The following is a 24,590-nucleotide window of genomic DNA, read 5'->3' on the forward strand; positions in this document are numbered from 1 at the left end:
TAGATGCTCCCCGATGGCTGGGTTTTGTGCGACCCGGCTGCTTTACTCTCGGTTGCTATGCCTGCGGCGACATCCGGGTTGACGCCCGAGCACATCAGCGCGATCGACGCCACGCACGTGTGGCATCCGTACAGCACCATCGGCAGTGAATCCGTCGCCCCCGTGGTGGCCGTGGGTGCCCGCGGCGCCTGGTTGACGCTGGTCAGGGATCGTGAGCGGGTCGAGGTGCTGGACGCGATGAGTTCCTGGTGGACCGCGATCCACGGTCACGGCCACCCGGTGCTGGACGCGGCGCTGACGACCCAGCTGGGCACGATGAATCACGTCATGTTCGGCGGGCTGACCCACGAACCGGCGGCCCGGCTGGCACAGCTGCTGGTGGAGATCACGCCGGCCGGTCTGGAAACGGTGTTTTTCAGCGATTCCGGGTCCGTGTCGGTGGAGGTCGCGGTGAAGATGGCGCTGCAGTACTGGCGCAGCCGCGACCTGCCCGGCAAACACCGGCTGATGACCTGGCGGGGCGGTTACCACGGCGACACATTCACGCCGATGAGTGTCTGCGACCCCGACGGCGGCATGCATTCGCTGTGGGCCGACATCCTGGTCCGGCAGGTCTTCGCGCCACAGGTACCCAGTGACTACGACGCGGCCTACAGCGCGGCCTTCGAGCAGCAACTCGCGGGGCACGCGGCCGAGCTGGCGGCCGTCGTCGTCGAACCCGTCGTCCAGGGCGCCGGCGGCATGCGCTTCCACGATCCGCGCTACCTGCGCGACCTGCGCGACATCTGCAGCCGGCACGACGTGCTGCTGATTTTCGACGAAATCGCCACCGGATTCGGCCGCACCGGGGAGTTGTTCGCCGCCGATCACGCCGGTGTCAGCCCGGACATCATGTGCGTTGGCAAGGCGCTGACCGGCGGATACCTCAGCCTCGCCGCCACGTTGTGCACCACCGACATCGCACACACCATCAGCGCCGGTGAGGCCGGCGCGCTGATGCACGGCCCCACCTTCATGGCCAATCCGCTGGCCTGTGCGGTGTCGGTGGCCAGTGTCGAAGTGCTGCTGGCCACCGACTGGCGGTCGCGGGTCGCCGAGATCGCGGCCGGGCTTGCGCGGGGACTCGAGCCGGCGCGAGCTCTCCCCGGCGTGGCCGACGTGCGCGTGCGCGGCGCCATCGGCGTCATCGAATGCACTGCACCTGTCGACTTGGCCGTGGCCACCCCGGCGGCGCTGGACCACGGCATCTGGCTGCGCCCGTTCCGTAACCTGATCTACGCGATGCCGCCCTACATCTGCGGGCCTGAGGACATCGCGCGGATCACCTCGGCGATGGTCGAGGTCAGCCGGCTCGTCGGCTCTCGTAGTCTCTAAGGCGATGAAGGCACCGATCGAGGTTTCCCCGCTCGCCTGGCTGGAGCCTGTCGAACGGCAGCGCCGGCAGGCCGCGCTGCGTCGCTCACTGCGGCCGCGCCCGGCGGTCGCCACCGAGCTGGACCTCGCCTCCAACGACTACCTGGGACTGTCCCAGCATCCGGACGTGATCGATGGCGGCGTCGCGGCGCTGCGCATTTGGGGAGCCGGGGCGACCGGCTCGCGCCTGGTCACCGGCGATACCGAACTGCACCAGCAATTCGAGGCCGAGCTGGCCGACTATGTCGGCGCCCCGGCGGCGTTGCTGTTCTCCTCGGGATACCTGGCCAACCTCGGCGCGGTCGTCGGGCTCTCGGGCCCCGGTTCGCTGCTGGTCTCCGACGCGCATTCGCATGCCTCGTTGGTGGATGCCTGCCGGCTGTCGCGGGCCCGGGTGGCGGTGACGCCGCACCGCGACGTCGACGCGGTCGATGCGGCGCTGAGATCGCGCGACGAGGAGCGGGCCGTCGTCATCACCGACTCGGTGTTCAGCGCCGACGGCGCACTGGCCCCGCTGGGAGACCTGCACGATGTCTGCCGCCGCCACCGGGCGCTGCTGATCGTCGACGAGGCACACGGGCTCGGCGTGCGCGGGGAGGGCCGCGGGCTGCTGTACGAGCTGGGACTCGCCGGTGCGCCCGACGTGGTGATGACCACGACGCTGTCCAAGGCGCTCGGCAGCCAGGGCGGCGTGGTGCTGGGGCCGGCGCAGGTGCGGGCTCATCTGATCGATGCGGCCCGCCCGTTCATCTTCGACACCGGCCTGGCGCCGGCCGCCGTCGGCGCCGCGCTCGCCGCGCTCGACGTGCTCCGAAGCGAGGTCTGGCGGCCCGCGGCGGTGCTGCGCAATGCCCGTGAACTCGCCCGTGTCTGCGATGTGCTCGAGGCGCCGCAGTCGGCGGTGGTGTCGGTGATTCTGGGCGAACCGGAGGTGGCGCTGGCCGCCGCGACCGCCTGCCTGGACGCGGGTGTGCGGGTGGGCTGTTTTCGGCCCCCCACCGTGGCCGCCGGGACATCGCGGCTGCGGCTCTCGGCGCGTGCCTCCCTGGACGCCGCCGAGTTGGATGTGGCGCGCCGCGTGCTGACCGACGTCCTGGCCGTGGCGCGCCGTTGACTGTCCTGGTCGTCACGGGTACCGGCACGGGGGTTGGCAAGACGGTCGCCGTCGCCGCGCTGGCCGCTTACGCGCGTCAGGCGGGCATCGACGTCGCGGTGTGCAAACCCGTTCAGACCGGCACCGACTCGGGCGACGACGATCTCGCCGAGGTGACCCGGCTGTCCGGGGTCACCGAGACCGCCGGGGTGGCTCGCTATCCGCAACCACTGGCGCCCGTGGCCGCGGCCGAGCAGGCCGGCGCGACGCTGCCCACCCGCGATCAAATGCTCGCGCGTATTCGCCACCTGGATCGCGCGGGCAGGCTCACCCTGGTCGAGGGCGCCGGCGGGCTGCTGGTCGAAATCGCCGATGCCGGCGTCACCCTGCGTGATCTCGCGGCCGACCTGGGTGCTGCGGTGCTGGTCACCGTCACCGCGGAACTGGGCACCCTGAACCACACCGCGCTCACCGTGGAATCACTTGCTGGACAACATATTACATGTGCCGGGCTGGTAGTCGGCAGCTGGCCGCGACAGCCCGGATTGGTGCAGACCTCGAACCTGCCGGCCCTGGCCCGGCTGGCACCGGTGCGGGCCGCGCTGCCCGCCGGAGCCGCCGCGATGAGCGTCGACGACTTCGCTGCGATGAGCGCCGCGGCGTTCGACCCCGACTGGGTGAGGACGCTGGTCGGCTGATGGTGCATTCGATCGAACTGGTCTTCGACCGCGACACCGAGGCCGCTGTCCGCCGGATCGCCGAAGAGCTGGCGGACGCCGGAATCAGCAGCCATGCCGCCAGCCGTCCACACGTCACACTGGCCGTCGCGGAAAGCATTTCGCCCGACGTCGACGAGCTGCTGCGTCCCGTCAGCCAACGGCTTGCACTGGGCGCACTGATCGGCGCGCCCGTGTTGTTCGGCCATAGCAACGCCGTGTTCGCCCGGCTGCTGGTGCCGAGCCAAGAGCTGCTGGCGCTGCACGCCGAGGTGCACCGGCTGTGTCGCCCGCACTTGGCGCCAGCCCCGATGGCCAACAGCCTTCCCGGGCAGTGGACCGCACACGTCACGCTGGCGCGCCTCGTCGGTGAGGCCCAGCTGGGGCGGGCGCTGCGTATTGGCGGCCGTCGGGCGCAGCTGGAGGGTAGCTTTGCCGGCTTGCGCCGGTGGGACGGCAACGAGCGGGTCGAGCACCTGCTTTAGCCGCCGAAGAGCAGGTACAAGCCGGTGAACGTGTAGCCGACCATCACCACCATCATGGTGAGTTGCCCGGTGAGCTGATGGCCGGCCGGCAGCAGCCGCAACGCCTTGTCGTGCGCCGCGATCACTGCGACGATGTGCCCGGTCACCACGCAGGCGACCTTGATGGTGGCCAGCACCGGCGGATGCTGGGACAGCAGGTAGGCCACCTGTAAATGCGCCAGTCCCAACAGATTCCAGCCATGACCGAGTGGATCGGCGAGCGCAATGACGGCCTGCTGTCCGCGCTCGACCAGATAAGACAGGTAGTGGGCGAAGATGTAGCCCACCACGATCGGGATCAGCGAGTGCGCCAGCTGGCCGGGTAGTGCGCGACGCTGCTCGCGGTCCAGCCCGCCGGTTGCCCGCGCGGCCAGCGAAAAGGTCAGTGCGACACACGAAATAAAGACCAGCAACCCGACCGTCTTCAGCTCTGACGACGACAGGGTGACCGGCATGCTGTGCGTCGGCCGCGAAACCCTGTCGGCGAAGTTGCGCCAGGTCGGTGACGACGAGTAGCTGTCGAACGCCGTCGACCCGAGCAGCACCGCCAGCATCGCGACCACTCCGGGCCGCACGGGCAGCGACGGCAGATGATCGAACGGGTTGCCGACAACGATCTGCCCGGTCGTCGTCGACCGGCGAAACGGGGACAGCCGCGACACCGCCATGCTGTACACGCCGAACGGGTCGGCCCTGGCCAGCCAGCGCTGCCCGCACAGCAACGCCCCGACCAGTAACACCACCGCGTACGCCAGCAGCCAAGCCCGCACCCAGGGCAGCGACGCGGAGTTCGGGCTCGCCAGTTCCAGCCAGACGAACGCGAACAGCCCCACCGCGGCCGGGCGGTATCCCCAGCTTTCCGGGCAGGAGAGCCGCGGCCGGCTCAGCCGTTCCGGTAGCGCACGCCGCAGCAGCAGGTACACCGTGCGCATCGGTGAGATCGCTCGCCAGACCGGCCCGACCGCCAGCGACAGCGCGACCAGCCCGACCCACAGCAGCACATAGAACGCCCCGAGCAGACCGTTGGCTTGCGTTTGCGGACCAAAGACCCCGGCCAGCACCGCCCACACCGCGAAAGCCAGGGCCACGGCCGCCGCCGTCCAGCGCGTCGCGCGCGCGTCGACCAGCGTCGTCACCCACACCGGCAGCGGGTGGCCGGGCGCATCCGGATCGAACCGCGGTCGCCGCCAGGCGAAGGCGACCAAAGCGAACGTAAACGTCAGCGCCCACGCCGCACCGACCATCGCGTACAGGTAGGGCACCGGAAGATCGCCCGACCCGCCCAGGCCATGTGCCAGCAGCACAGGATCGGCCGTCACGGTTGGACTTGAATCGTCGCTATCGTGCGGTCCAGGTGATGGAGTTCCACCTCGACGTTGCCGGGGACGTCGACGCTGAAGTGGAAGACTTGATCGGGCGCGGCCGCGAGCTGGAATTTGTGATCGGGCACCGAGTGCACATGCAGCTCATCGGTGGCGTCACTGGCGACGTGCAGGGTGATGTCCTGTTTGACCTTCGCCTGCAGCCTCGCATTCGTCGGAGTGACCTGGCCGTGGGAAATGGTGACGTCGATGTTCAACGGTCCGGCCGTGCCCTGACCCGGCGAACCACCACAGCCGATCACAGCACACATCAGCACCATCACCCACGCTGCAAACAGCCTGCTGCGCAACGTCATTGACTTATGCCGCCCGCGGGAGTGGTTGCTTTTCCTGCACCGGTTCCGGCTCGGACTGGGCATTGTTGATCCGCCCCGCGCCCCACGTCAGGCCGGCGATGACCATCAGCGTCAGGATCAGCACGACGATCGAACCGATGTTGTACAGCCAGCCGGGGGCGTTCTGGTCACGCTCGCGCTGCAGGATGGTGATCTCGTGCACGAACGGCCGGTCGATCGAGGACAGGGCGGGAACCTCGGCCGCGGGAATGGCGTCATCGGCCGGTTCGAAGATCGGTACGCCCGTCATCGTGTAGCCGTCTTGAATCCGCAACAGCGTCTTCCACGAACCCCAGACCGGAACCGGCCGGGTGGACCGGTAGTGGCCCGGGCCGACTTTGTCGAGGCGGTCGATCACCAGGCCACGCTGGTTGTCCATCCGGCCTTGCCAGGACAGAATCGTCACCCAATCCGGCTGCGAGCCAACCGTATTGGCCGGCGTCAGCTGCACATCGGCGGACGCCATGCGCTTGCCGGGGGCGCTGGGTAGCTCGGCCAGCGTGATGGCGGCCCTGCCTTGTTGCGGCACCACGATATGCAGGCCGTTGGCCACCGCGCCGCCGATCACCAACACGGTCGCCACCACCACCGAGATACCGATCGAGCGGCTCGGCAACCGCTGCCCGGTCAACACCATGCCGAACAGCGCTCCGCACATCCCGGACAGCACGGCCACCGGGATCGCCATGGCCAGGGCCTCGCCCCAGATGCTGACCGGCCACGGGTAGTGGTACACGGCTGAAATCCACAGCGACTCCAGCCACAGCCCGACCGTCGCCACGACCAGACCGGAGACGGCGCCAAAAACGATGGGGCGCTTGAACACCTGCGTCAGCGCCAGCAGTTCGACCACCAGCGCGGGGCCCAGGTAGAGCGGGAACCAGTTGATTGGGGCGCCGAGCATGGGGCCCACCAGCAACGCGACCCCACCGCGCAGCGCGACTGCGAACAACGCCGCGATGATCGCCGCGCCGCGGCCCATCGTGACGCGGGCGGCGACCGCCGCCAGGGCGGCCGCGAAGGCGATCATCATCGGCTGCAACACCAGGCGGAATTGCTCGACGCCGAAGTCGTATTCGATTTGGTAGACCGACAGCCCGATGAACATGCCACCGAAGGACAGGTAGCGCAGGAAGGTGATGAACGCGCCATGAGCGGCTTGCGAGGCTTGTTTCGAAGCCTGCTCGGCCTCGCCTTCGTGCTCTAGCATCAGCACCGCGAACAGCGAGAAGCAGACACCGCCGATCATCATCAAATGTGTTGGACCCCAAAGGGTAACGTCTTGCCCGAAGATCCGGTGCCAGATGTCGTCGAGCGGGAAGCCGATCATCGCGTACAGCCCGCAGCCGGCCATCAGCACGCCGCCGACCGGAGCGTGCCAGTTGCGGGTGATGCGCACCGCCGCCGGACCGGGCTTCTCGAACGGGATGACGATCGCGATCATCCCGGCCAGGAACACCCCGAACAGGCCGATGATGATGAAGTAGTGCGCCGGGTTAGCCAGCGGCCCGGGGTCGCGGCCGTTGCCGATATGCCAGCTGACATCCCAGATGAAGCCGAACAGGGCGCAGATGATCGACGTGGTGAAAACCAGGACCGGCAGCGCCACCCAGCTGGGCCGGTGGAATATCTTGCCCAGCCTGTCGGCCAGCCGGGTCAACCACGTGATGCGATGTGTGCGGTGCGCGTGGCCCACCCACAACATGACCAACGTGATGACCATCGCGGCGACCGACAGCCCGATCACCTGGTTGAGTCCGGCACCGCGGGCCGACGGTTCGGCCAGAAGCGGCAGTCCCGATGACACCATTGTCATGTCCTCCCTACTGCGCCGGGACGTCCCGGGAGATCCGATCCAGCTAACACTTGTTACCGCCGGCTAGGTTGGCGATCCAAGGTGTAATGCCCCGATTGAGGGTGTGTCAATCACCCTTGTCGTCCGGAGCTGTGCCCGGCTCCCGGGAATCCTCCGCCTGGACATCACGGCGGTCCTTCAACGCGACATAGAGGACCACGGCGACGACGATCACGGCCGGCAGGAAGGCCGGCACCGCCAACACAATCCAGTGGTGTGCCAGGTACTCGACATGCTGAGCAGCCATCGTGGTCGTATACCCCTGCGGTCGCCATTTCCTCGGTCGGGGCTCGCCCACGTCGCGGGCGGGTCTGCGCGGGCCGTTACCCTACTTTGAACACCGTTTCGTTCAGGCTGCCACGACGTTGTGGCGGATGTGACCGCAGATGCGGACACGACAAAGATGCAGGGGAGTACTTGGTGACTCAAGCGGCAACTCGACCCACCACCGAAGCCGGCCATGACGCGGACATCCTGGCGGTAGCCCGCCAGCAGGTGCTCCAGGACGGCAAGGGACTGAGCCGGGACCAAGTTCTTCAGGTGTTGCAGCTGCCCGACGAGCGGCTCGAGGAGCTGCTCGGGCTGGCCCACGAGGTGCGGATGCGCTGGTGTGGCCCCGAGGTCGAGGTCGAGGGCATCATCAGCCTCAAGACCGGAGGCTGCCCCGAGGACTGCCATTTCTGCTCCCAGTCCGGCTTGTTCGCCTCGCCGGTGCGCAGCGCCTGGCTGGACATTCCGAGCCTCGTCGAGGCCGCCAAGCAAACCGCGAAGTCGGGTGCCACCGAGTTCTGCATCGTGGCCGCTGTCCGCGGTCCGGACAAACGACTGATGTCCCAGGTGGCGGCCGGTATCGAGGCGATCCGCAACGAGGTCGAAATCAACGTTGCCTGTTCGCTGGGCATGCTGAGCCCCGAGCAGGTCTCCGAGCTCGCCGCGATGGGCGTACACCGCTACAACCACAACTTGGAGACCGCCAAGTCGTTCTTCACCAACGTCGTCACCACGCACACCTGGGAAGAGCGCTGGCAGACCCTGACGATGGTGCGTGATGCCGGCATGGAGGTCTGCTGCGGCGGCATCCTCGGTATGGGAGAGACCCTGGAACAGCGCGCGGAATTTGCGGCCGACCTCGCCGAGCTCGACCCCGACGAGGTACCGCTGAACTTCCTCAACCCGCGGCCCGGCACTCCGTTCGGCGATCTCGAGGTGATGCCGGTCAGCGAGGCGTTGAAGTCGGTGGCCGCGTTCCGGCTGGCGTTGCCGCGCACCATGCTGCGTTTCGCCGGTGGTCGGGAGATCACCCTGGGCGACCTCGGCGCCAAGCAGGGCATCCTGGGCGGCATCAACGCGGTGATCGTCGGGAACTACCTGACCACGCTGGGCCGCCCCGCCGAATCCGATCTGGAACTGCTCGAGGATCTGCAGATGCCCATTAAGGGGCTTAACGCGAGCTTGTAGCGGCTAGGTTTGAGTCTTGTGGTTCCAGATCTGGGCGCTCCGGTCGGCGCCGGCGTCTACAACGTCTATACCGGGGAATTGGGGGGTACGACCGTGCCCACCGCGGCCCAGCTGGGCCTTGAACCCCCGCGCTTTTGCGCCGAATGCGGGCGCCGGATGATCGTCCAGGTTCGCCCTGACGGCTGGCGGGCGCGATGCTCGCGGCACGGCGAAGTGGACTCGGCGGACTTGGAGACTCGGCGGTGACGGGACCTGCGGTTCCCACGGCAGCTCCCGAGTCCGCCGGCCACGCATCGCGGTTGCGTGCGATTTTGCTTGTGGCAGTTGGATTCTCGGCGACTGGGGTGTTAATCGGCGGACTGTGGGCGTGGATGGCTCCGCCGATTCACTTGGTGGTCGCGATGACTCACGCCGGCGAGCGGGTGCACGAGTACCTGGGTTCGGAATCCCAGCACTTCTTCGACGTGCCGTGCCTGATGTTGGGTCTTTTGACGGTGCTGGCGGTCGTCGCGCCGGTGCTGGCGTGGCAGTGGCGCCGGTTTCGCGGGCCAGCCATGGTGATCGGCCTGACGATCGGCATGGTGGGCACCGCCGCGGTGGCCTCGGGAGTGGGGGCGGTGCTGGTGCTGCTGCGCTACGGCGCGCTGGACGTCGACAAGGTGCCGCTGCTGGGAAGTCCGGCGGTGTCCTACGTCGTCGAGGCGCCGCCGGTGTTCTTCGGACTCGGGCCGCTACAGATGGCCACCACGCTGTTGTGGCCCGCCGGCGTCGCGGCACTGGTGTATGCCCTGCTGGCGGCCGGCAGTGCACACGACGACTTGGGTAGCTCGGGACTTACCGATCAGCCGTCGTACACGTCGCCGATGGAGCCGGAAGCCTCCGTCTCATAGCGGGCGGCGGCGAATCTTTCGGCCGGTGATGACCTTGGCCGCGATGACGCCCAGGCGAAGCATGCCCGCATAGGTGATCGGGTTGAACGCCGTCGGCCAGGTGGTTCTGATCAGATGGTCCTTCAGCGGCCGGCGGGCGAAGCGGTCGGTGAGCCAGCGAAGCGCCATCGGAGCCGACAGCGGGTGCAACAACGCATGTTCGTTGAACGCGTCGCGGTTGTAGGTGACGTCCGCGCCGCCGGCCGAATAGGCGTCGGCCAGCGCGTCGATGTCGTGGACGTCGATCAGGTAGTCGTACACGGCCTGCACGATCAACACCGGCGGCGCCGGCGTGGCGACGCCCAGCTTGATGCTGTCGAAGACGTGCGACACCTCGGGTGAAGACAGGATGTCCTCGAGCGGCTCGTCGAGATAGGTCCCCATGTTCTTGCCGGCCATTCGCACGATCGCGCCGACCGTCGTCATCTTTTCCAGTCGGTTCAGCAGGGCGCGGCCCTCGTCGTTGGTGTGCTCGGTGATGACCCGATCCAGCTCGGGGTAGATGTGCGCGAGCGCCGCCACCACCAGCGCGGGCAAGCCCGCGAACACGCCACCGTTGAGCCGGCGGAAGGTGTGGCCCAGGTCGCCGACTGGTGATCCCAGCACCGCCCCGACGATGTCCAGCTCCGGCGCATAGTCGGCACACATCTCGGCTGCCCACGCGCTGGCCAGGCCGCCGCCGGAGTATCCCCACAACCCGATCGGCGCCGATGGCGACAACGCGATCCGGTCCGAACTCTGGGCGGCCCGGATACCGTCCAGGACGCGATAGCCGGGTTCAATCGGCGCGCCCCAAATCCCCTGCAGGCCTTCGTGATCGGGCACCGAGACCGCCCAGCCTTCGGCGAGGGCGGCAGCCACCATGAAGAGCTCCAATTGAGCTATCGAACCCAGCGCCTTCGACCGTCTGCGCAGCGCGTAGGACGGAAAACAGCGCGACGACATGGCGTCAATCGCGCACTGGTAGGACAACAGCGGGCAGGCCTGGCCTGGGACGCGTTCGGACGGGACGATCACGGTCGTCACGCAAGCCTCGGGGGCGCCGTTCATGTTCGTCGTGCGGTAGAGTAGCTGGACGGCCGAAACGGGTTGTGGAATCAGGCCGAGGAGTGCCAGTTCGACGTCGCGGGAACGCAGCACCGTCCCGGGCTCGGCGTGCCGGAAGCCCGACGGTGGCTGGTAGAACGGGTCGTCCGAGGGCAGCAGCGGGCGCACCTTGGGCTGCAATTCCTCGTGCGGCGGCCGACCGATCCATTCCGCACCGTCGCTACCTGCTAAATTGCCGAGTTCAACCATTCAGGGATCCCTTCTAGGCCACCCGGCATTTTCCCGTATGAACGGGCGGTAACCAAAATGTAATGGCCGGGTTGTGAGCCATTTCTCGTTGAGCGGCTGGCCGTGGCGCCGATCAAGGCTGGCCGGGCGGCCGTAGCGCGGCGAATTCGTCGGTGACCCGCAGCGCAGCGTCGGTGAAGTGGTACAAAGCTGCCGGTCGTCCGCCGCTACGACCTGATTGCGCGATGGTTCCGGTTTGCGTGATCACGCCGCGGCGCGCCAGCACCCGCTGCAGATTCGTCGCGTCCACCTGATAGCCGAAGGTCGCGCCATAGATGTCACGCAGTGTGGAAAGTGCGAATTCCTTTGGAGCCAAGGCAAATCCGATGTTCGTGTAGGACATCTTGGCGATCAGTCGTGTGTGCGCGTGTGTCACCATCGGGCCGTGGTCGAACGCCATCGGCGGCAATGCGCTGACCGGGTGCCACCGGGTGTCCGGCGGTAGCTCGGGCGTGGCGGGGGAGGGCACCAGGCCCAGGAAGGTCGAGGCAATCACCCGCGCGCCCGGAACCCGGTGCGGGTCGGAGAACACGGCGAGCTGTTCCAAGTGAGCCAGCTCCTGCAGGTCCACCTTTTCGGCCAGCTGACGCCGGACGGAGGTGATCATGTCTTCGTCGTTGCGCAATCGTCCGCCCGGAAGTGACCAGGAGCCTCGTTGCGGGTCGCGCGCACGCTCCCATAACAGCACGTTTAGCTGCGGTTTTCCCGTTCGGGAGGCTCCCTTAACCTGCTCGGCAACCTGGCGAACCTGGAATACAACCGCGAGCACTTCATGGGCGGTGCTACCATTGGGCATGTTTTCGATTATAAGTCGAAAACCTCCTGAGTCGAGAGGAGCCGCCGTGACGGTGATGAATCGCATGGACACGCTCGCCGAAGACATGGTTGCCAGCATCACCAATTCCCCCAACGGTTACGGCGGCGTGGACGGCGATGAGCAGTGGGCCAACGAGATTCGTCGTTTGGCGGAATTGCGCGGCGCCACCGTGCTCGCGCACAATTACCAGCTGCCCGCCATTCAGGACGTCGCCGACCACGTCGGAGACTCGCTCGCGCTGTCGCGGATCGCCGCCGACGTACCCGAGGACACCATCGTGTTCTGCGGCGTGCACTTCATGGCCGAGACGGCCAAGATCCTGAGCCCGGAGAAGACCGTGCTCATCCCGGATCAGCGGGCCGGTTGCTCGCTGGCAGATTCGATCACGCCCGACGACCTCCGCGCCTGGAAAGACGAGCACCCCGGCGCCGTCGTCGTCTCCTACGTCAACACCACGGCGGCCGTGAAGGCGCTCACAGACATCTGCTGCACCTCGTCCAACGCGGTCGACGTGGTCGAGTCGATCGACCCCGATCGAGAGGTGCTGTTCTGCCCGGACCAATTCCTGGGTGCGCATGTCCGCCGGGTGACGGGCCGCAAGAACGTGCACGTGTGGGCGGGTGAATGCCATGTGCACGCCGGCATCAACGGCGACGAGCTCGCCGAGCAGGCCCGCGCCAATCCCGACGCCGAACTCTATGTGCATCCCGAATGCGGCTGTGCCACTTCGGCCTTGTACCTGGCTGGTGAGGGTGCCTTTCCCGCCGACCGGGTCAAGATCCTTTCCACCGGCGGAATGCTCGACGCGGCACACGAGACGCACGCCCGCAAGGTCCTGGTCGCCACCGAGGTTGGCATGTTGCACCAATTGCGCCGAGCCGCACCGGAAGTCGACTTCCGCGCGGTCAACGACCGCGCCTCATGCAAATACATGAAGATGATCACCCCCGGGGCGCTGCTGCGCTGCCTGGTGGAAGGCGCAGACGAGGTCGACGTCGACCCGGATGTCGCGGCGGTGGGCCGGCGCAGCGTGCAGCGAATGATCGAGATCGGCCAGCCCGGCGGCGGCGAGTGATGACCCGCCCCGCTTGGACACACCACACTGACGTCGTGGTGATCGGTACGGGCGTAGGGGGATTGGCGGCCGCGCTGGCCGCCCATCGCGCCGGGCGCAACGTAGTCGTGCTCAGCAAGGCCGAGCAGACCTACGGCGTCACCGCAACGCACTACGCGCAGGGTGGTATCGCGGTCGTGCTGCCGGACAACGACGACTCCGTCGACGCCCACGTCGCCGACACTATGGTGGCGGGCGCGGGCATGTGCGATCCGCAAGCGGTGTACTCGATCGTCGCCGACGGCTATCGCGCGGTCACCGAATTGGTCTCCAACGGCGCGCGATTCGACGAAGCGGTGCCCGGCAAGTGGGCTCTCACCCGCGAAGGCGGGCACTCGCGACGCCGCATCGTGCACGCCGGCGGCGACGCCACCGGCGCCGAGGTTCAGCGAGCGCTCGACCACGCCGCGCAGACGCTGGATATTCGCACCAGCCACGTGGCGTTGCGAGTGCTGCACGATGGCGCCGCGGTGACTGGCGTAGCGGTGGGCAATCCGGACGGCGTCGGGATCGTCAGCGCGCCCTCGGTGATTCTGGCATCCGGCGGGCTCGGACATCTCTACAGCGCGACGACCAATCCCGACGGATCCACCGGCGACGGAATCGCTTTGGCCTTGTGGGCCGGCGTCCCGATCAGCGATCTCGAGTTCATCCAGTTCCATCCGACCATGTTGTTCGGTGGCCAAGCCGGTGGTCGCCGGCCACTGATCACCGAGGCCATTCGCGGCGAAGGTGCGGTATTAATTGACCGGCAAGGCAATTCGGTCACTGCTGGTGTTCACCCGATGGGTGACCTGGCGCCGCGCGATGTCGTCGCGGGAGCCATCGACGCGCGGCTGAAGGCCACCGGCGACGAGTGCGTCTACCTCGACGCGCGCGGCATCGAGGGCTTCGAGGCTCGCTTCCCCAACGTCACCGCCTCATGCCGGGCCGCCGGCGTCGACCCGGTCACCCAACCCATCCCCGTTGTTCCCGGCGCGCATTACAGCTGCGGCGGCGTGGTCACCGACGTGCACGGTCAGACCGAGCTGCCCGGGCTGTTCGCCGCCGGCGAGGTTGCCCGCACCGGGATGCACGGCGCGAATCGCTTGGCGTCCAACAGCTTGCTGGAAGGCCTGGTGGTGGGTGGTCGCGCCGGGAAGGCCGCCGCCGCGCACGCGCTCGCGACGGGACGGATCTCCGCGACCGCGCCCGAGCCGATTACCCACACCGCCTCGAAGCGCCGCGAACTACAGACCGCAATGGCCCAGGACGCGTCGGTGGTACGCGACGCCGTTGGGCTGCAGCGCCTCTCCGAGACGCTGTCGCGGGCGCGCGTCCGCACTGTCGATGGCCGTCGCGACTTCGAGGACGTGGCGCTGACGCTGACCGCGCGCGCCGTGGCCGCCGCGGCGTTGGCCCGCAACGAAAGCCGGGGCTGCCATCACCGTGCGGAGTACCCCGACACCGCGCCGGAACAAGCCCGCAGCATCGTGGTCCGGCTGGCCGACACCGTGTGCGCCGAAGCCCTGGCAGCGGTGTCCTGATGACGTTGTCCGACAGCGAACTGGCCGCCGCTCGCGAGACCGTTCACCGTGGCCTGGAAGAGGATTTGTGCTATGGGCCCGACATCACCACACTCGCGACGGTGCCCGACGGTGAGGCCACGGCCTCGATGGTGCCGCGCGCGCCGGGCGTGATCGCCGGATTGGATGTCGGCTTGCTGGTGCTCGACGAGGTGCTCGGCGCCGACGGGTACCAGGTGCTCGACCGCGTCGAGGACGGCGCCCACGTGCAACCCGGCCAGCCGGTCTTGACGGTGCGGGCGGGCAACCGGGGCCTGCTGACCGCCGAACGGACGATGCTGAACCTGATCTGCCACCTGTCCGGCATCGCGACGGCGACGGCGGCCTGGGTGGATGCCGTGAGCGGCACCAAGGCCCAGGTCCGCGATACCCGCAAGACGCTGCCCGGGCTGCGCGCGCTGCAGAAGTACGCCGTGCGGATCGGCGGCGGGGTCAACCATCGCCTTGGATTGGGCGACGCCGCGTTGATCAAGGACAACCACGTCGCGGCCGCGGGATCGGTCGTCGAGGCGTTGCGGGCGGTGCGCGAGGCCGCACCCGATTTGCCCTGTGAGGTCGAAGTCGACTCGCTCGAGCAGCTCGACGAGGTACTGCCGGAGAAGCCGGAGCTGATCCTGTTGGACAATTTCCCGGTGTGGCAGACCCAAATCGCTGTGCAGCGTCGTGACTCCCGCGCACCGGCGGTGCTGCTGGAGTCCTCCGGCGGGCTCAGCCTGGACACCGCCGCGGAATATGCGGGCACCGGAGTGGACTACCTGGCCGTCGGCGCACTGACCCACTCGGTGCGGGTGCTAGATATCGGCCTGGATATGTAGGTCGGGCCGAGATGCGGCAGCTGACCTTCGAAGAAGCCGGGCGGTATGCGTGGCGCGACGTGCCCGAGCCGGAGATCACCGCACCGGAACAAGCGGTGGTCAGGCCGCTGGTGGTGGCCTGCTGCGACCTTGACGTCGCGGTCGCCAATGGCCAGGCGCCGCTGCCGCCCGGATACGCCGTCGGGCATGAGGGTCTGGCCGAGGTCGTGGCCGTCGGCGACGCCGTCGGAACCGTCGGGCCGGGTGACTGGGTGGTGGTGCCGTTCCAGATCAGCTGCGGTAGTTGCTCGCGGTGCCGCCGCGGCGTGACCGGCTCGTGTGGTTCGGTGCCGTTGATGGCGATGTACGGTCTGGGCCCGCTGGCCGGTCTGAATGGTGGGGGATTCATGTCGGATGAGGTGCTGGTGCCCTACGCCGACGCGATGCTGATCCCGATCCCGGATGGCGTGGCGCCCACCGCGATTGCCTCGCTGTCGGACAACATTCCCGACGGCTGGCGGGCGGTGGGGCCGTATGCGGCCGAACTGGCCGCGCTCGATCCGGCCGACCGCCGTGTGCTGGTGATCGGCAAGCTGTCGATCGGGCTCTACGCGGCGGCGTTCGCGGCGGCGCTGGGAGTCCGTGTCGACTACGTCGACCATGACGTTCGCCGCCTGGCGGCAGCCGAAAAGCTCGGCGCGGTCGTCCATGACCGGGTCAAGCCGGACAAGTCCTGGGAGCCGTATCCGGTCACCGTGCACACTTCCGCCGACCCGTCGCTACTGGCCGCGACGCTGCGTGCGACCTGGCCCGACGGTGTATGCACAGACACCGGGGTCTACTACCAGCCGATGGTCGAGATGCCGCTGCTGCCGATGTACACCCGCGGGGTGCGGTTTGTCACTGGGCGGGTCAACGCGCGTTCGGCCATCCCCGCGGTACTGAAACTGCTAGCCGCTGGCTGCGACCTGTCACCGGCCGTCGATCGGGTGGTGCCCTGGGCGGACGCGCCCTCGGTATGGCCGACGATGACCGGCAAGACGGTCTTCACCAGGGCGTAGACCTTGCTTCCCGGTCTTCGCGTCGAGGGTGTGTTCCGGCCCTTGAGTGTGTGTCCTGGGCGGCGACACGCCGATGCTGGCCGCCGTGAGCGCACACTCGAATCCGTCGGCGCACACTCAACGCGGCAGGACGCCGCGCGGCAGTTCAGGCTGGTCAGGCGATATCGCTGACCAAAACAGCCATGCGACGCAGCTGCAGGCGCACCAGCCACGGCAGACCCGTGCCGTCGGAGCCGGCGGGCAAAATCCTGGGATTGGTGATGTGCACGACCTTGCGGGCAAAGTGCAGGTCAGCCTGACCGGCAGCCAGCACGTTCTTCACCCAGTCGGTCTTGCCGTGGCCCAGCGCGACCGCCAACACGTTGCCGTTGCGGTAGGCCGTGACGATGGTTTTGTACGGTTTGCCCGAGGTGCGGCCGCGGTGCTCGATAGTGCCCGTTCCGGGCAGGAATCGCGCGATCGGCTTCAGCGCCGGGTTGACGTATTTGACCTGGAAGTTCTCGAACCATGTCGGATACACCATCGGAATGCCCGGGGCGTTGTTCGGGTGATCCTTTGTGGACATGCCGGCTCCCTTGCGGAACGTCTGTGCGCTGATTACCGGCACTGTACCGGTCGGATATTGATTTGAGTTCCTCTGGGACAATGGATGCTGTGACTGCCACACCCCCATCCGTGCTGGCCCGCATTGACTTGCGGGACGCGGAGCTAACGCCTTCCCGGCTGCGCGCGGCTTTGCCGCGCGGCGGAGCCGAAGTAGAGACGGTGTTGTCAAAAGTGCGCCCGATAGTGCAGGCCGTCGCCGAGCGCGGAGCCGAGGCGGCCCTGGAATTCGGCGAGTCGTTCGACGGCGTGCGCCCCGCGGCGGTACGCGTGCCCGAATCCGCGCTGCAGGACGCGCTTGACGGACTGGACGCCGACGTTCGTGATGCGCTGCAGGTGATGATCGACCGAACTCGCGCCGTGCACGCCGATCAGCGCCGCACCGACGTCACCACCGTGCTGGGGCCGGGTGCGACGGTCACCGAGCGATGGGTCCCTGTCGAGCGGGTCGGCTTGTACGTGCCCGGTGGCAATGCGGTGTATCCGTCCAGCGTGGTGATGAACGTGGTGCCCGCGCAGGCCGCAGGTGTCGAGTCGCTGGTGGTGACCAGCCCGCCGCAGGCCCAATTCGACGGCTTACCGCACCCGACCATCCTGGCCGCGGCCCGGCTGCTGGGCGTCGACGAGGTGTGGGCCGTCGGCGGCGCGCAGGCGGTGGCGCTGCTGGCCTACGGCGGCGTCGACACCGACGGCGCGCAACTGGCCCCGGTCGACCTGATCACCGGGCCCGGCAATGTCTACGTCACGGCCGCCAAGCGGCTGTGCCGCTCGCTGGTGGGCATCGACGCCGAGGCCGGGCCGACCGAGATCGCCATCCTCGCCGACCACACCGCAGACCCGGTGCATGTGGCCGCCGATCTGATCAGCCAAGCCGAACACGACGAGATGGCCGGCAGTGTGTTGGTGACCGCCAGCGCCGACTTGGCTGCGGCCACCGACGCCGAAGTCGCGGCCCAGCTGCAGACCACGGTGCACCGCGACCGGGTGACGACCGCGCTCAGTGGTCCGCAATCGGCGATCATCCTGGTCGACGACCTGGACGCCGGGGTCAAGGTGGTCAACGCGTACGCCGCCGAACACCTCGAGATTCAGACCGTGGACGCGCCGCGCGTTGCCAGCCGAATACGATCCGCCGGAGCCATTTTCGTCGGCCCGTGGTCGCCGGTGAGCCTCGGCGACTACTGCGCCGGATCCAACCACGTGTTGCCCACCGCGGGAAGCGCCCGGCACTCCAGCGGCCTGTCGGTACAGACCTTCCTGCGCGGGATTCATGTCGTGGATTACACCGAGGCAGCCCTCAAAGACGTCTCCGGTCATGTGGTCACGCTTGCGAAAGCCGAAGACCTGCCGGCACACGGTGAAGCGGTAAGGCGGAGGTTCGAACGATGACCGCATTCGAACGGCAGGTCACCCTCGACGATCTGCCGCTGCGTGACGACCTGCGCGGCAAATCGCCCTATGGCGCACCGCAATTAGCGGTTCCGGTGCGGTTGAACACCAACGAGAACCCGCACCCGCCGAGTGCGGCGCTGGTCGACGACGTCGTTCGCTCCGTGCAGGAAGCCGCCGCCGATCTGCACCGCTACCCCGACCGCGACGCCTTCGCGTTGCGCACCGATCTGGCGGCATACCTCACTGCGCAAACAGGCACTCGGCTCGGTGTGGAAAACCTCTGGGCCGCCAATGGTTCCAACGAGATTCTGCAACAGCTGCTGCAGGCGTTCGGCGGGCCGGGGCGCAGCGCGATCGGGTTTGTCCCGTCTTACTCGATGCACCCGCTCATCTCCGACAGCACCCGCACCGAATGGCTGACGGCCGCGCGTGCCGACGACTTCAGCCTCGACGTCGACGCGGCCGTCGCCGCAATCATCGACCGCAGACCCGACGTGGTGTTTGTCACCAGCCCGAACAACCCTTCCGGACAAAGCATTCCGCTGCCGGACCTGCAACGCCTACTCGACGTGACACCGGGCATCCTGGTCGTCGACGAGGCGTACGGCGAATTCTCTTCACAGCCCAGCGCGGTGGCGCTCGTCGAGCAGTATCCGACCCGGCTCGTGGTCAGCCGCACCATGAGCAAGGCATTCGCGTTCGCCGGCGGCAGGCTCGGCTACCTGGTTGCCACGCCGGCGATGATCGACGCGATGCTGTTGGTCCGGTTGCCCTATCACCTGTCGTCGGTCACCCAGGCCGCGGCCCGGGCCGCGCTGCGGCACGCCGACGACACCCTGGGCAGCGTGGCCACCCTGATCGCCGAACGCGAACGGGTCTCGGCGGCCCTGACCCGCTTGGGCTTTCGGGTCATCCCGAGCGACGCGAACTTCGTGCTGTTCGGCCAATTCGCCGACGCGCCCGCCGTTTGGCAGCGCTACCTGGACGACGGCGTGCTGATCCGGGATGTCGGCATTCCCGGCTACCTGCGTACCACCATCGGGTTGGCCGACGAGAACGACGCCTTCCTCAAAGCGAGCGCCCAGATCGCCGAACCCGAGCTGGCCCCAGCCGATCCCAGTCCCGTAGGAGCGCCGTGACCACTATCGCGACCCGCCGCGCACGAATTGAGCGCCGCACCAAGGAATCCGATATCGTTGTCGAGCTCGACCTCGATGGCACCGGGCAGGTTCACGTCGACACGGGTGTGCCGTTCTACGATCACATGCTGACCGCGCTGGGCAGCCACGCCAGCTTCGACCTGACAGTGCACACCAAGGGCGATGTCGAGATCGAAGGACACCACACCATCGAGGACACCGCGATCGTGCTGGGGCAGGCGCTCGGTCAGGCCCTCGGCGACAAGTCGGGTATCCGCCGGTTCGGGGACGCCTTCATCCCAATGGACGAGACGCTGGCCCACGCCGCTGTCGACGTGTCGGGCCGGCCGTACTGCGTGCACAGCGGCGAGCCGGATCACTTGCAACACACCACAATCGCCGGAAACTCGGTGCCCTATCACACCGTGATCAACCGACACGTGTTCGAATCGCTGGCGGCCAATGCCCGCATCGCGCTGCATGTCCGGGTGCTGTACGGACGCGACCCGCACCACATCACCGAGGCGCAGTACAAGGCCGTGGCGCGCGCGTTGCGCCAGGCCGTCGAACCCGACCCCCGCGTGTCGGGTGTGCCGTCCACCAAAGGTGTTTTGTGACAACACGTTCGGTCGTGGTTCTGGACTACGGCTCCGGTAACCTTCGGTCTGCGCAGCGCGCGCTGCAGCGGGTAGGCGCGACGGTGGAAGTTACCGCCGACGCGGGTGCGGCGGCGGCCGCCGACGGGCTGGTGGTTCCGGGCGTCGGCGCTTTCGAGGCCTGCATGACCGGCTTGCGCAAGATCGCGGGGGAGCAGATCATCGCCGAGCGGGTGGCCGCCGGACACCCCGTGCTGGGGGTGTGCGTCGGCATGCAGATCCTGTTCGCACGCGGCGTTGAATTCGGGGTCCAGACGACAGGCTGCGGGCAGTGGCCGGGAGCCGTCACCCGGCTGGACGCTCCGGTGATCCCGCACATGGGCTGGAACGTCGTGCAATCCGGCTCGGGCAGTAGACTTTTCAAGGGGCTGGATGCATCCGCCCGGTTCTACTTCGTGCACTCCTACGCCGCGCAGCGGTGGGAGGGTTCGTCGGAGGCCGTGCTGACGTGGGCCACCCATCAGGCGCCGTTTTTGGCGGCGGTCGAGGACGGGCCGCTGGCCGCCACCCAATTCCACCCGGAGAAGAGCGGGGATGCCGGTGCGGCCGTATTGAGCAACTGGGTTGAGGGACTGTAAATGCCACTGATTTTGTTACCCGCCGTCGATGTCGTCGAAGGCCGTGCCGTGCGCTTGGTGCAGGGCAAGGCAGGCAGCGAAACCGAGTACGGCTCCGCGCTGGACGCGGCACTGAACTGGCAGCGCGACGGGGCCGACTGGATCCATCTGGTGGACCTGGACGCGGCGTTCGGCCGCGGCTCCAACCGCGAACTGCTCGCCGAGGTGGTGGGCAAGCTCGACGTGTCGGTGGAGCTGTCCGGCGGGATCCGTGACGACGATTCCCTGGCCGCGGCACTGGCCACCGGCTGCGCCCGGGTCAACCTGGGCACGGCGGCGCTGGAGAACCCGCAGTGGTGCGCGCGGGCCATCACCGAGCACGGTGATAAGGTCGCCGTCGGCTTGGATGTCCAGATCGTCGACGGCCAGCACCGGCTGCGCGGCCGCGGTTGGGAAACCGATGGCGGCGACCTATGGGACGTGCTGGAACGCCTTGACGGCGAAGGATGTTCGCGGTTCGTGGTCACCGATGTCACCAAGGACGGCACGTTGGGCGGTCCGAATCTCGACCTGCTGGCCCGCGTGGCCGAACGCACCGACGTCCCAGTCATCGCCTCTGGCGGTGTGTCGAGCCTGGACGACCTGCGCGCCATCGCCACGCTGACCGACCGCGGCGTCGAGGGAGCCATCGTCGGCAAGGCGCTCTACGCCGGGCGGTTCACCTTGCCGCAGGCACTGGACGCGGTACGGGCGTAGACCGATGGATCTGCACGCGCTGCTGGCTGAGGCGTCGGTGATCCTCGACGCGGCAGTCGAGCCGTTCGTGGCGGGCCATCGCGCCGATTCGGCAGTTCGGAAGAAGGGCAATGACTTCGCCACCCAAGTCGATCTCGAGATCGAGCGGCAGGTCGTCGCCGCGCTGGAAGCCGCCACTGGAATCGGCGTGCACGGCGAGGAATTCGGCGGCGCACCTGTTGATTCGCCCTGGGTGTGGGTGCTGGACCCGATTGACGGCACCTTCAACTATGCGGCCGGGTCACCGATGGCGGCGATCCTGCTGGGCCTGCTGCACGATGGCGAACCCGTGGCGGGCCTGACCTGGATCCCGTTTACCGAAGACCGCTACACTGCGGTCGCCGACGGCCCGCTGATGAAAAACGGTGCCGAGCGGCCGTCGCTGAGTCACAGCGATCTCGCCGACGGCCTGATCGGTGTCGGCACGTTCAATGCCGAGTCCCGCGGCCGCTTTCCCGGACGTTATCGGGTTGCGGTGCTCGAGAGGCTGAGCACGGTGTGCTCGCGATTGCGCATGCACGGATCGACCGGCATCGACCTGGTTTACGTGGCGGACGGAATCCTGGCCGGTGCAGTCGTTTTCGGCGGAAGTGTGTGGGATCACGCCGCGGGAATAGCGCATGTTCGGGCCGCGGGTGGCACCGTCACCGATCTGGCCGGCCAGCCGTGGACTCCCGAGTCCCGATCGGTGCTGGCCGCGGCACCGGGTGCGTACGGGGAGATTCTCGAGATTGTGCGCAGTGCCGGCCGACCGGAGGATTACTGAGATGTTTGCGGGTACCGACCTTGCCGTGCGGGTGATTCCGTGCCTGGACGTCGATGACGGGCGGGTCGTCAAGGGAGTCAACTTCGAGAACCTGCGCGACGCCGGTGATCCGGTGGAACTCGCCGCGGCCTACGACGCCGAAGGCGCCGATGAGCTGACCTTTCTCGATGTCACCGCGTCGTCATCCGGCCGGGCGACGATGCTGGACGTGGTGCGCCACACCGCCGAGCAGGTCTTCATTCCCCTGACGGTCGGCGGCGGAGTCCGCACGGTGGCCGACGTCGACGTGTTACTGCGAGCCGGCGCGGACAAGGTCTCGGTCAACACCGCCGCGATCGCCCGCCCCGATCTACTCGCCGAATTGTCAAGGCAATTCGGCTCGCAGTGCATCGTGCTGTCCGTCGACGCGCGCACGGTGCCGACCGGTTCGGCGCCGACGCCGTCGGGGTGGGAGGTCACCACACACGGCGGCCGTCGCGGTACCGGCATCGACGCGGTCCAGTGGGCGGCCCGCGGCGCCGAACTGGGGGTAGGGGAGATCCTGCTCAACTCGATGGACGCCGACGGCACCAAGGCCGGATTCGACCTGGGGATGCTGCGTGCGGTCCGCGCTGCGGTGACGGTTCCGGTGATCGCGAGCGGCGGCGCAGGAGCGGTGGACCACTTCGCTCCTGCGGTCGACGCCGGTGCGGATGCGGTGTTGGCGGCCAGCGTCTTTCACTTTCGCGAGTTGACGATCGGACAGGTGAAGGCGGCGATGTCCGCAGAAGGGATCACCGTGCGATGACGCTCGACCCGAACATCGCCGCGCGCCTGAAGCGCAATGCCGATGGACTGTTCACCGCTATCGTGCAGGAGCGCGACAGCGGTGACGTTCTGATGGTCGCCTGGATGGACGACGAGGCGCTGGCCCGAACCCTGGAAACCCGCGAGGCAACCTACTATTCGCGATCCCGTGGCCAACAGTGGATCAAGGGCGCGACGTCCGGCCACACCCAGCACGTGCACTCGGTGCGACTGGACTGCGACGGCGACACCGTGCTGTTGACCGTCGACCAGCTCGGCGCCGCCTGCCACACCGGAGACCACAGCTGCTTCGACGCCGACGTGCTGTTAGAGCAGGAAGGTAGCGCTTAGCCGGCTAGCAGCGGAACTTCTTGAAGAAGTTCTGGTGGCTATCGAGAATGCGGCTGATGTCTGCTGGTTGTGCGGTGGCATCTCGGACGCCATTTTCGTAGGTGCCACCCAAGATGATTCCGTCTGGCCGGGGAATCATATAGCCAATGTCATCGAACGCGTAGGAATAGCGAATTTCCTTCTGTGGCAATAGGATAGCCAATTGTCCGCGCATCGGCGTCAATTCGCTGTCACCAACAAGCGCGGCCGCTCCAAAACCGGTGCAGTTGAAAACCAGCTGCTCGGGGAGCGCCGCGATATCGCCGACAGACGCGAACTCACGGATTTGGATTGCCCCGCCGGCGGTTTGCAGGTCGCGGATCAACTGACGCAAGTACCGGTCGGTTTCGACATACAGCGTCTCGAAGTAGGTGACTTTGTCGATGGGGAATGGATGTTCATCTCGTGTCAACACGCGGCTGTTGGGTGGAAACGTGGGAAGAAGCTCCGATACCGCGCTGCTGTCGCCGAAGCTGGCCAGCCAGCGGATGCCGTAGTCGTCGCCCACCAGGGTCTGGAATCGGCGCCAGCTGTAGGCGGCGGCATCGAGGAATTGCCGGCGCCATTGCGCCGTGGCGACCTTTTCATCGACCAGCTCGACCGGATCCCATTTTCCGCCAGCAATGTTGGAGGTGGTGTCCGGCGGCAGCGCCTTGGTGTAGACCGTCACGTCAAAGCCCGCCTCCTGTGCCAGGCGGGCGGTGCTCAGCCCCATGACGCCAGCCCCGATCACCGCGACGGGCCCGTGATGTCCGGGTAGGCCGAGATCGACGGCGAGTTTGGAGCTACCCCAGGACAGCGTGATCCCAGAGCCGCCATGACCGTAGTTGTGCACTAAACGCTGAGCACCAATGGATTCGGCGCGCACGACGAACCCGCCGGGGCGGTATGGCCGTAGGCCTGCCGTGGTGTGGATTACCCGCAGCGGGGTGACCTCGACTTTGGGCAAGCAGACATGGGGCTTGTCGGGCTCCTGCCTGCCCGCCGGCGCCGACAGGAATGTCGAGCCTGCTGCTGCGGCGGCCTTCGTTAGGAAGCCGAGACGATCCATGCGTGTCTCCTAGCCTGTGAATTCGTGACGCGGGAAGGCGGCGATTGCTCTTGCGAGGCCGGCT

27 protein-coding genes are annotated in these 24,590 nt (G+C 67.6%); 19 read left to right on the forward strand and 8 right to left on the reverse strand.

The window, feature by feature from the left end; genetic code table 11:
• Positions 1 to 57 precede the first annotated feature (57 nt).
• Genes DB708_RS14480 through DB708_RS14495 form a run of 4 tightly spaced genes read left to right on the forward strand, consistent with a single transcriptional unit; the run spans position 58 to position 3,707 of the window.
• Entirely contained in the window at positions 58 to 1,374 is a 1,317-nt protein-coding gene (locus DB708_RS14480; RefSeq protein WP_108922877.1) for an adenosylmethionine--8-amino-7-oxononanoate transaminase, read from the forward strand.
• A gap of 4 nt (positions 1,375 to 1,378) precedes the next feature.
• Positions 1,379 to 2,527, forward strand: a complete 1,149-nt coding sequence (locus tag DB708_RS14485; RefSeq protein WP_108922879.1) for an 8-amino-7-oxononanoate synthase — start codon at positions 1,379 to 1,381, stop codon at positions 2,525 to 2,527.
• Positions 2,524 to 3,204: a dethiobiotin synthase gene (gene bioD, locus DB708_RS14490; RefSeq protein ID WP_108922881.1), complete on the forward strand. Its 681-nt coding sequence runs from the start codon at positions 2,524 to 2,526 to the stop codon at positions 3,202 to 3,204. Before DB708_RS14485 ends, bioD begins: the two co-directional genes overlap by 4 nt.
• Positions 3,204 to 3,707, forward strand: coding sequence for a 2'-5' RNA ligase family protein (locus DB708_RS14495; protein ID WP_108922883.1), 504 nt, complete (start codon positions 3,204 to 3,206; stop codon positions 3,705 to 3,707). Before bioD ends, DB708_RS14495 begins: the two co-directional genes overlap by 1 nt.
• Here DB708_RS14495 and DB708_RS14500 read toward each other — a convergent pair.
• The 4 genes from DB708_RS14500 to DB708_RS14515 all read right to left on the reverse strand — a co-directional run bounded on the left by DB708_RS14500 (position 3,704) and on the right by DB708_RS14515 (position 7,565).
• Positions 3,704 to 5,065, reverse strand: coding sequence for a hypothetical protein (locus tag DB708_RS14500; RefSeq protein ID WP_108922885.1), 1,362 nt, complete (start codon positions 5,063 to 5,065; stop codon positions 3,704 to 3,706). The two genes, DB708_RS14495 and DB708_RS14500, sit on opposite strands and share 4 nt — an antisense overlap.
• Complete coding sequence (locus tag DB708_RS14505) at positions 5,062 to 5,424, reverse strand: hypothetical protein (protein ID WP_108922887.1); 363 nt, start codon at positions 5,422 to 5,424, stop codon at positions 5,062 to 5,064. Before DB708_RS14505 ends, DB708_RS14500 begins: the two co-directional genes overlap by 4 nt.
• Before the next feature lie 4 nt (positions 5,425 to 5,428).
• A complete protein-coding gene (locus tag DB708_RS14510; RefSeq protein ID WP_108924243.1) occupies positions 5,429 to 7,273 on the reverse strand; it encodes a hypothetical protein in 1,845 nt (614 codons plus the stop codon).
• 112 nt (positions 7,274 to 7,385) lie between these two features.
• Positions 7,386 to 7,565 carry a hypothetical protein gene (locus DB708_RS14515; protein ID WP_108922889.1) on the reverse strand — a complete coding sequence of 60 codons (180 nt, stop codon included), beginning with the start codon at positions 7,563 to 7,565 and terminating at the stop codon, positions 7,386 to 7,388.
• Between the two features lie 173 nt (positions 7,566 to 7,738).
• Here DB708_RS14515 and bioB point away from each other — a divergent pair, with 173 nt between their 5' ends.
• Genes bioB through DB708_RS14530 form a run of 3 tightly spaced genes read left to right on the forward strand, consistent with a single transcriptional unit; the run spans position 7,739 to position 9,666 of the window.
• Positions 7,739 to 8,776 carry a biotin synthase BioB gene (bioB, locus tag DB708_RS14520; protein WP_108924245.1) on the forward strand — a complete coding sequence of 346 codons (1,038 nt, stop codon included), beginning with the start codon at positions 7,739 to 7,741 and terminating at the stop codon, positions 8,774 to 8,776.
• Positions 8,777 to 8,794: 18 nt separating this feature from the next.
• On the forward strand, positions 8,795 to 9,022 hold the full coding sequence (bsaP, locus tag DB708_RS14525; protein WP_108922891.1) for a biotin synthase auxiliary protein BsaP: 228 nt from the start codon (positions 8,795 to 8,797) through the stop codon (positions 9,020 to 9,022).
• Positions 8,971 to 9,666, forward strand: a complete 696-nt coding sequence (locus DB708_RS14530; RefSeq protein ID WP_108922893.1) for a DUF2567 domain-containing protein — start codon at positions 8,971 to 8,973, stop codon at positions 9,664 to 9,666. Before bsaP ends, DB708_RS14530 begins: the two co-directional genes overlap by 52 nt.
• Here DB708_RS14530 and DB708_RS14535 read toward each other — a convergent pair.
• Complete coding sequence (locus DB708_RS14535; RefSeq protein ID WP_108922895.1) at positions 9,661 to 11,001, reverse strand: lipase family protein; 1,341 nt, start codon at positions 10,999 to 11,001, stop codon at positions 9,661 to 9,663. The two genes, DB708_RS14530 and DB708_RS14535, sit on opposite strands and share 6 nt — an antisense overlap.
• A gap of 112 nt (positions 11,002 to 11,113) precedes the next feature.
• Positions 11,114 to 11,836 (reverse strand): NUDIX hydrolase, encoded by a 723-nt coding sequence (locus DB708_RS14540; RefSeq protein WP_108922898.1) that lies wholly within the window; start codon positions 11,834 to 11,836, stop codon positions 11,114 to 11,116.
• 46 nt (positions 11,837 to 11,882) lie between these two features.
• On the opposite strand from DB708_RS14540, the gene nadA reads away from it, so the two are divergent.
• From nadA to DB708_RS14560, 4 genes are read left to right on the forward strand one after another with little or no spacing between them, the layout of a single operon-like run.
• Positions 11,883 to 12,932: a quinolinate synthase NadA gene (nadA, locus tag DB708_RS14545; RefSeq protein ID WP_108922900.1), complete on the forward strand. Its 1,050-nt coding sequence runs from the start codon at positions 11,883 to 11,885 to the stop codon at positions 12,930 to 12,932.
• Positions 12,932 to 14,497 carry an L-aspartate oxidase gene (locus DB708_RS14550; RefSeq protein ID WP_108922901.1) on the forward strand — a complete coding sequence of 522 codons (1,566 nt, stop codon included), beginning with the start codon at positions 12,932 to 12,934 and terminating at the stop codon, positions 14,495 to 14,497. Before nadA ends, DB708_RS14550 begins: the two co-directional genes overlap by 1 nt.
• On the forward strand, positions 14,497 to 15,351 hold the full coding sequence (gene nadC / locus DB708_RS14555; protein ID WP_108922903.1) for a carboxylating nicotinate-nucleotide diphosphorylase: 855 nt from the start codon (positions 14,497 to 14,499) through the stop codon (positions 15,349 to 15,351). The genes DB708_RS14550 and nadC overlap by 1 nt, the downstream gene beginning before the upstream one ends.
• 11 nt (positions 15,352 to 15,362) lie before the next feature.
• The gene (locus tag DB708_RS14560) at positions 15,363 to 16,391 is read left to right on the forward strand and encodes an alcohol dehydrogenase catalytic domain-containing protein (RefSeq protein WP_108922905.1); all 1,029 of its coding nucleotides are present in this window, start codon (positions 15,363 to 15,365) and stop codon (positions 16,389 to 16,391) included.
• Between the two features lie 154 nt (positions 16,392 to 16,545).
• On the opposite strand, the gene DB708_RS14565 is transcribed toward DB708_RS14560, so the two are convergent.
• Positions 16,546 to 16,956 (reverse strand): nitroreductase family deazaflavin-dependent oxidoreductase, encoded by a 411-nt coding sequence (locus DB708_RS14565; protein ID WP_108924247.1) that lies wholly within the window; start codon positions 16,954 to 16,956, stop codon positions 16,546 to 16,548.
• 110 nt (positions 16,957 to 17,066) lie between these two features.
• Between DB708_RS14565 and hisD the strand changes: the two genes are divergently transcribed.
• From hisD to hisI, 8 genes are read left to right on the forward strand one after another with little or no spacing between them, the layout of a single operon-like run.
• Entirely contained in the window at positions 17,067 to 18,383 is a 1,317-nt protein-coding gene (gene hisD / locus DB708_RS14570) for a histidinol dehydrogenase (protein WP_108924249.1), read from the forward strand.
• A complete protein-coding gene (locus DB708_RS14575; protein WP_108922907.1) occupies positions 18,380 to 19,525 on the forward strand; it encodes a histidinol-phosphate transaminase in 1,146 nt (381 codons plus the stop codon). Before hisD ends, DB708_RS14575 begins: the two co-directional genes overlap by 4 nt.
• Positions 19,522 to 20,142 (forward strand): imidazoleglycerol-phosphate dehydratase HisB, encoded by a 621-nt coding sequence (gene hisB / locus DB708_RS14580; protein ID WP_108922909.1) that lies wholly within the window; start codon positions 19,522 to 19,524, stop codon positions 20,140 to 20,142. The genes DB708_RS14575 and hisB overlap by 4 nt, the downstream gene beginning before the upstream one ends.
• The gene (hisH, locus tag DB708_RS14585) at positions 20,139 to 20,759 is read left to right on the forward strand and encodes an imidazole glycerol phosphate synthase subunit HisH (RefSeq protein WP_108922911.1); all 621 of its coding nucleotides are present in this window, start codon (positions 20,139 to 20,141) and stop codon (positions 20,757 to 20,759) included. Before hisB ends, hisH begins: the two co-directional genes overlap by 4 nt.
• Positions 20,760 to 21,494 carry a bifunctional 1-(5-phosphoribosyl)-5-((5-phosphoribosylamino)methylideneamino)imidazole-4-carboxamide isomerase/phosphoribosylanthranilate isomerase PriA gene (gene priA, locus DB708_RS14590; protein WP_108922913.1) on the forward strand — a complete coding sequence of 245 codons (735 nt, stop codon included), beginning with the start codon at positions 20,760 to 20,762 and terminating at the stop codon, positions 21,492 to 21,494. It begins immediately after the preceding gene.
• Positions 21,495 to 21,498: 4 nt separating this feature from the next.
• On the forward strand, positions 21,499 to 22,299 hold the full coding sequence (locus DB708_RS14595; RefSeq protein WP_108922915.1) for an inositol monophosphatase family protein: 801 nt from the start codon (positions 21,499 to 21,501) through the stop codon (positions 22,297 to 22,299).
• Between the two features lies 1 nt (position 22,300).
• Positions 22,301 to 23,086, forward strand: coding sequence for an imidazole glycerol phosphate synthase subunit HisF (gene hisF / locus DB708_RS14600; RefSeq protein WP_108922917.1), 786 nt, complete (start codon positions 22,301 to 22,303; stop codon positions 23,084 to 23,086).
• A complete protein-coding gene (gene hisI, locus DB708_RS14605; protein ID WP_108922919.1) occupies positions 23,083 to 23,436 on the forward strand; it encodes a phosphoribosyl-AMP cyclohydrolase in 354 nt (117 codons plus the stop codon). Before hisF ends, hisI begins: the two co-directional genes overlap by 4 nt.
• A 4-nt stretch (positions 23,437 to 23,440) precedes the next feature.
• On the opposite strand, the gene DB708_RS14610 is transcribed toward hisI, so the two are convergent.
• On the reverse strand, positions 23,441 to 24,526 hold the full coding sequence (locus DB708_RS14610; RefSeq protein WP_108922921.1) for an FAD-dependent oxidoreductase: 1,086 nt from the start codon (positions 24,524 to 24,526) through the stop codon (positions 23,441 to 23,443).
• Between the last annotated feature and the right edge of the window lie 64 nt (positions 24,527 to 24,590).

This window comes from Mycobacterium montefiorense, assembly GCF_003112775.1.
GTDB classification, from domain to species: Bacteria; Actinomycetota; Actinomycetes; order Mycobacteriales; family Mycobacteriaceae; genus Mycobacterium; species Mycobacterium montefiorense.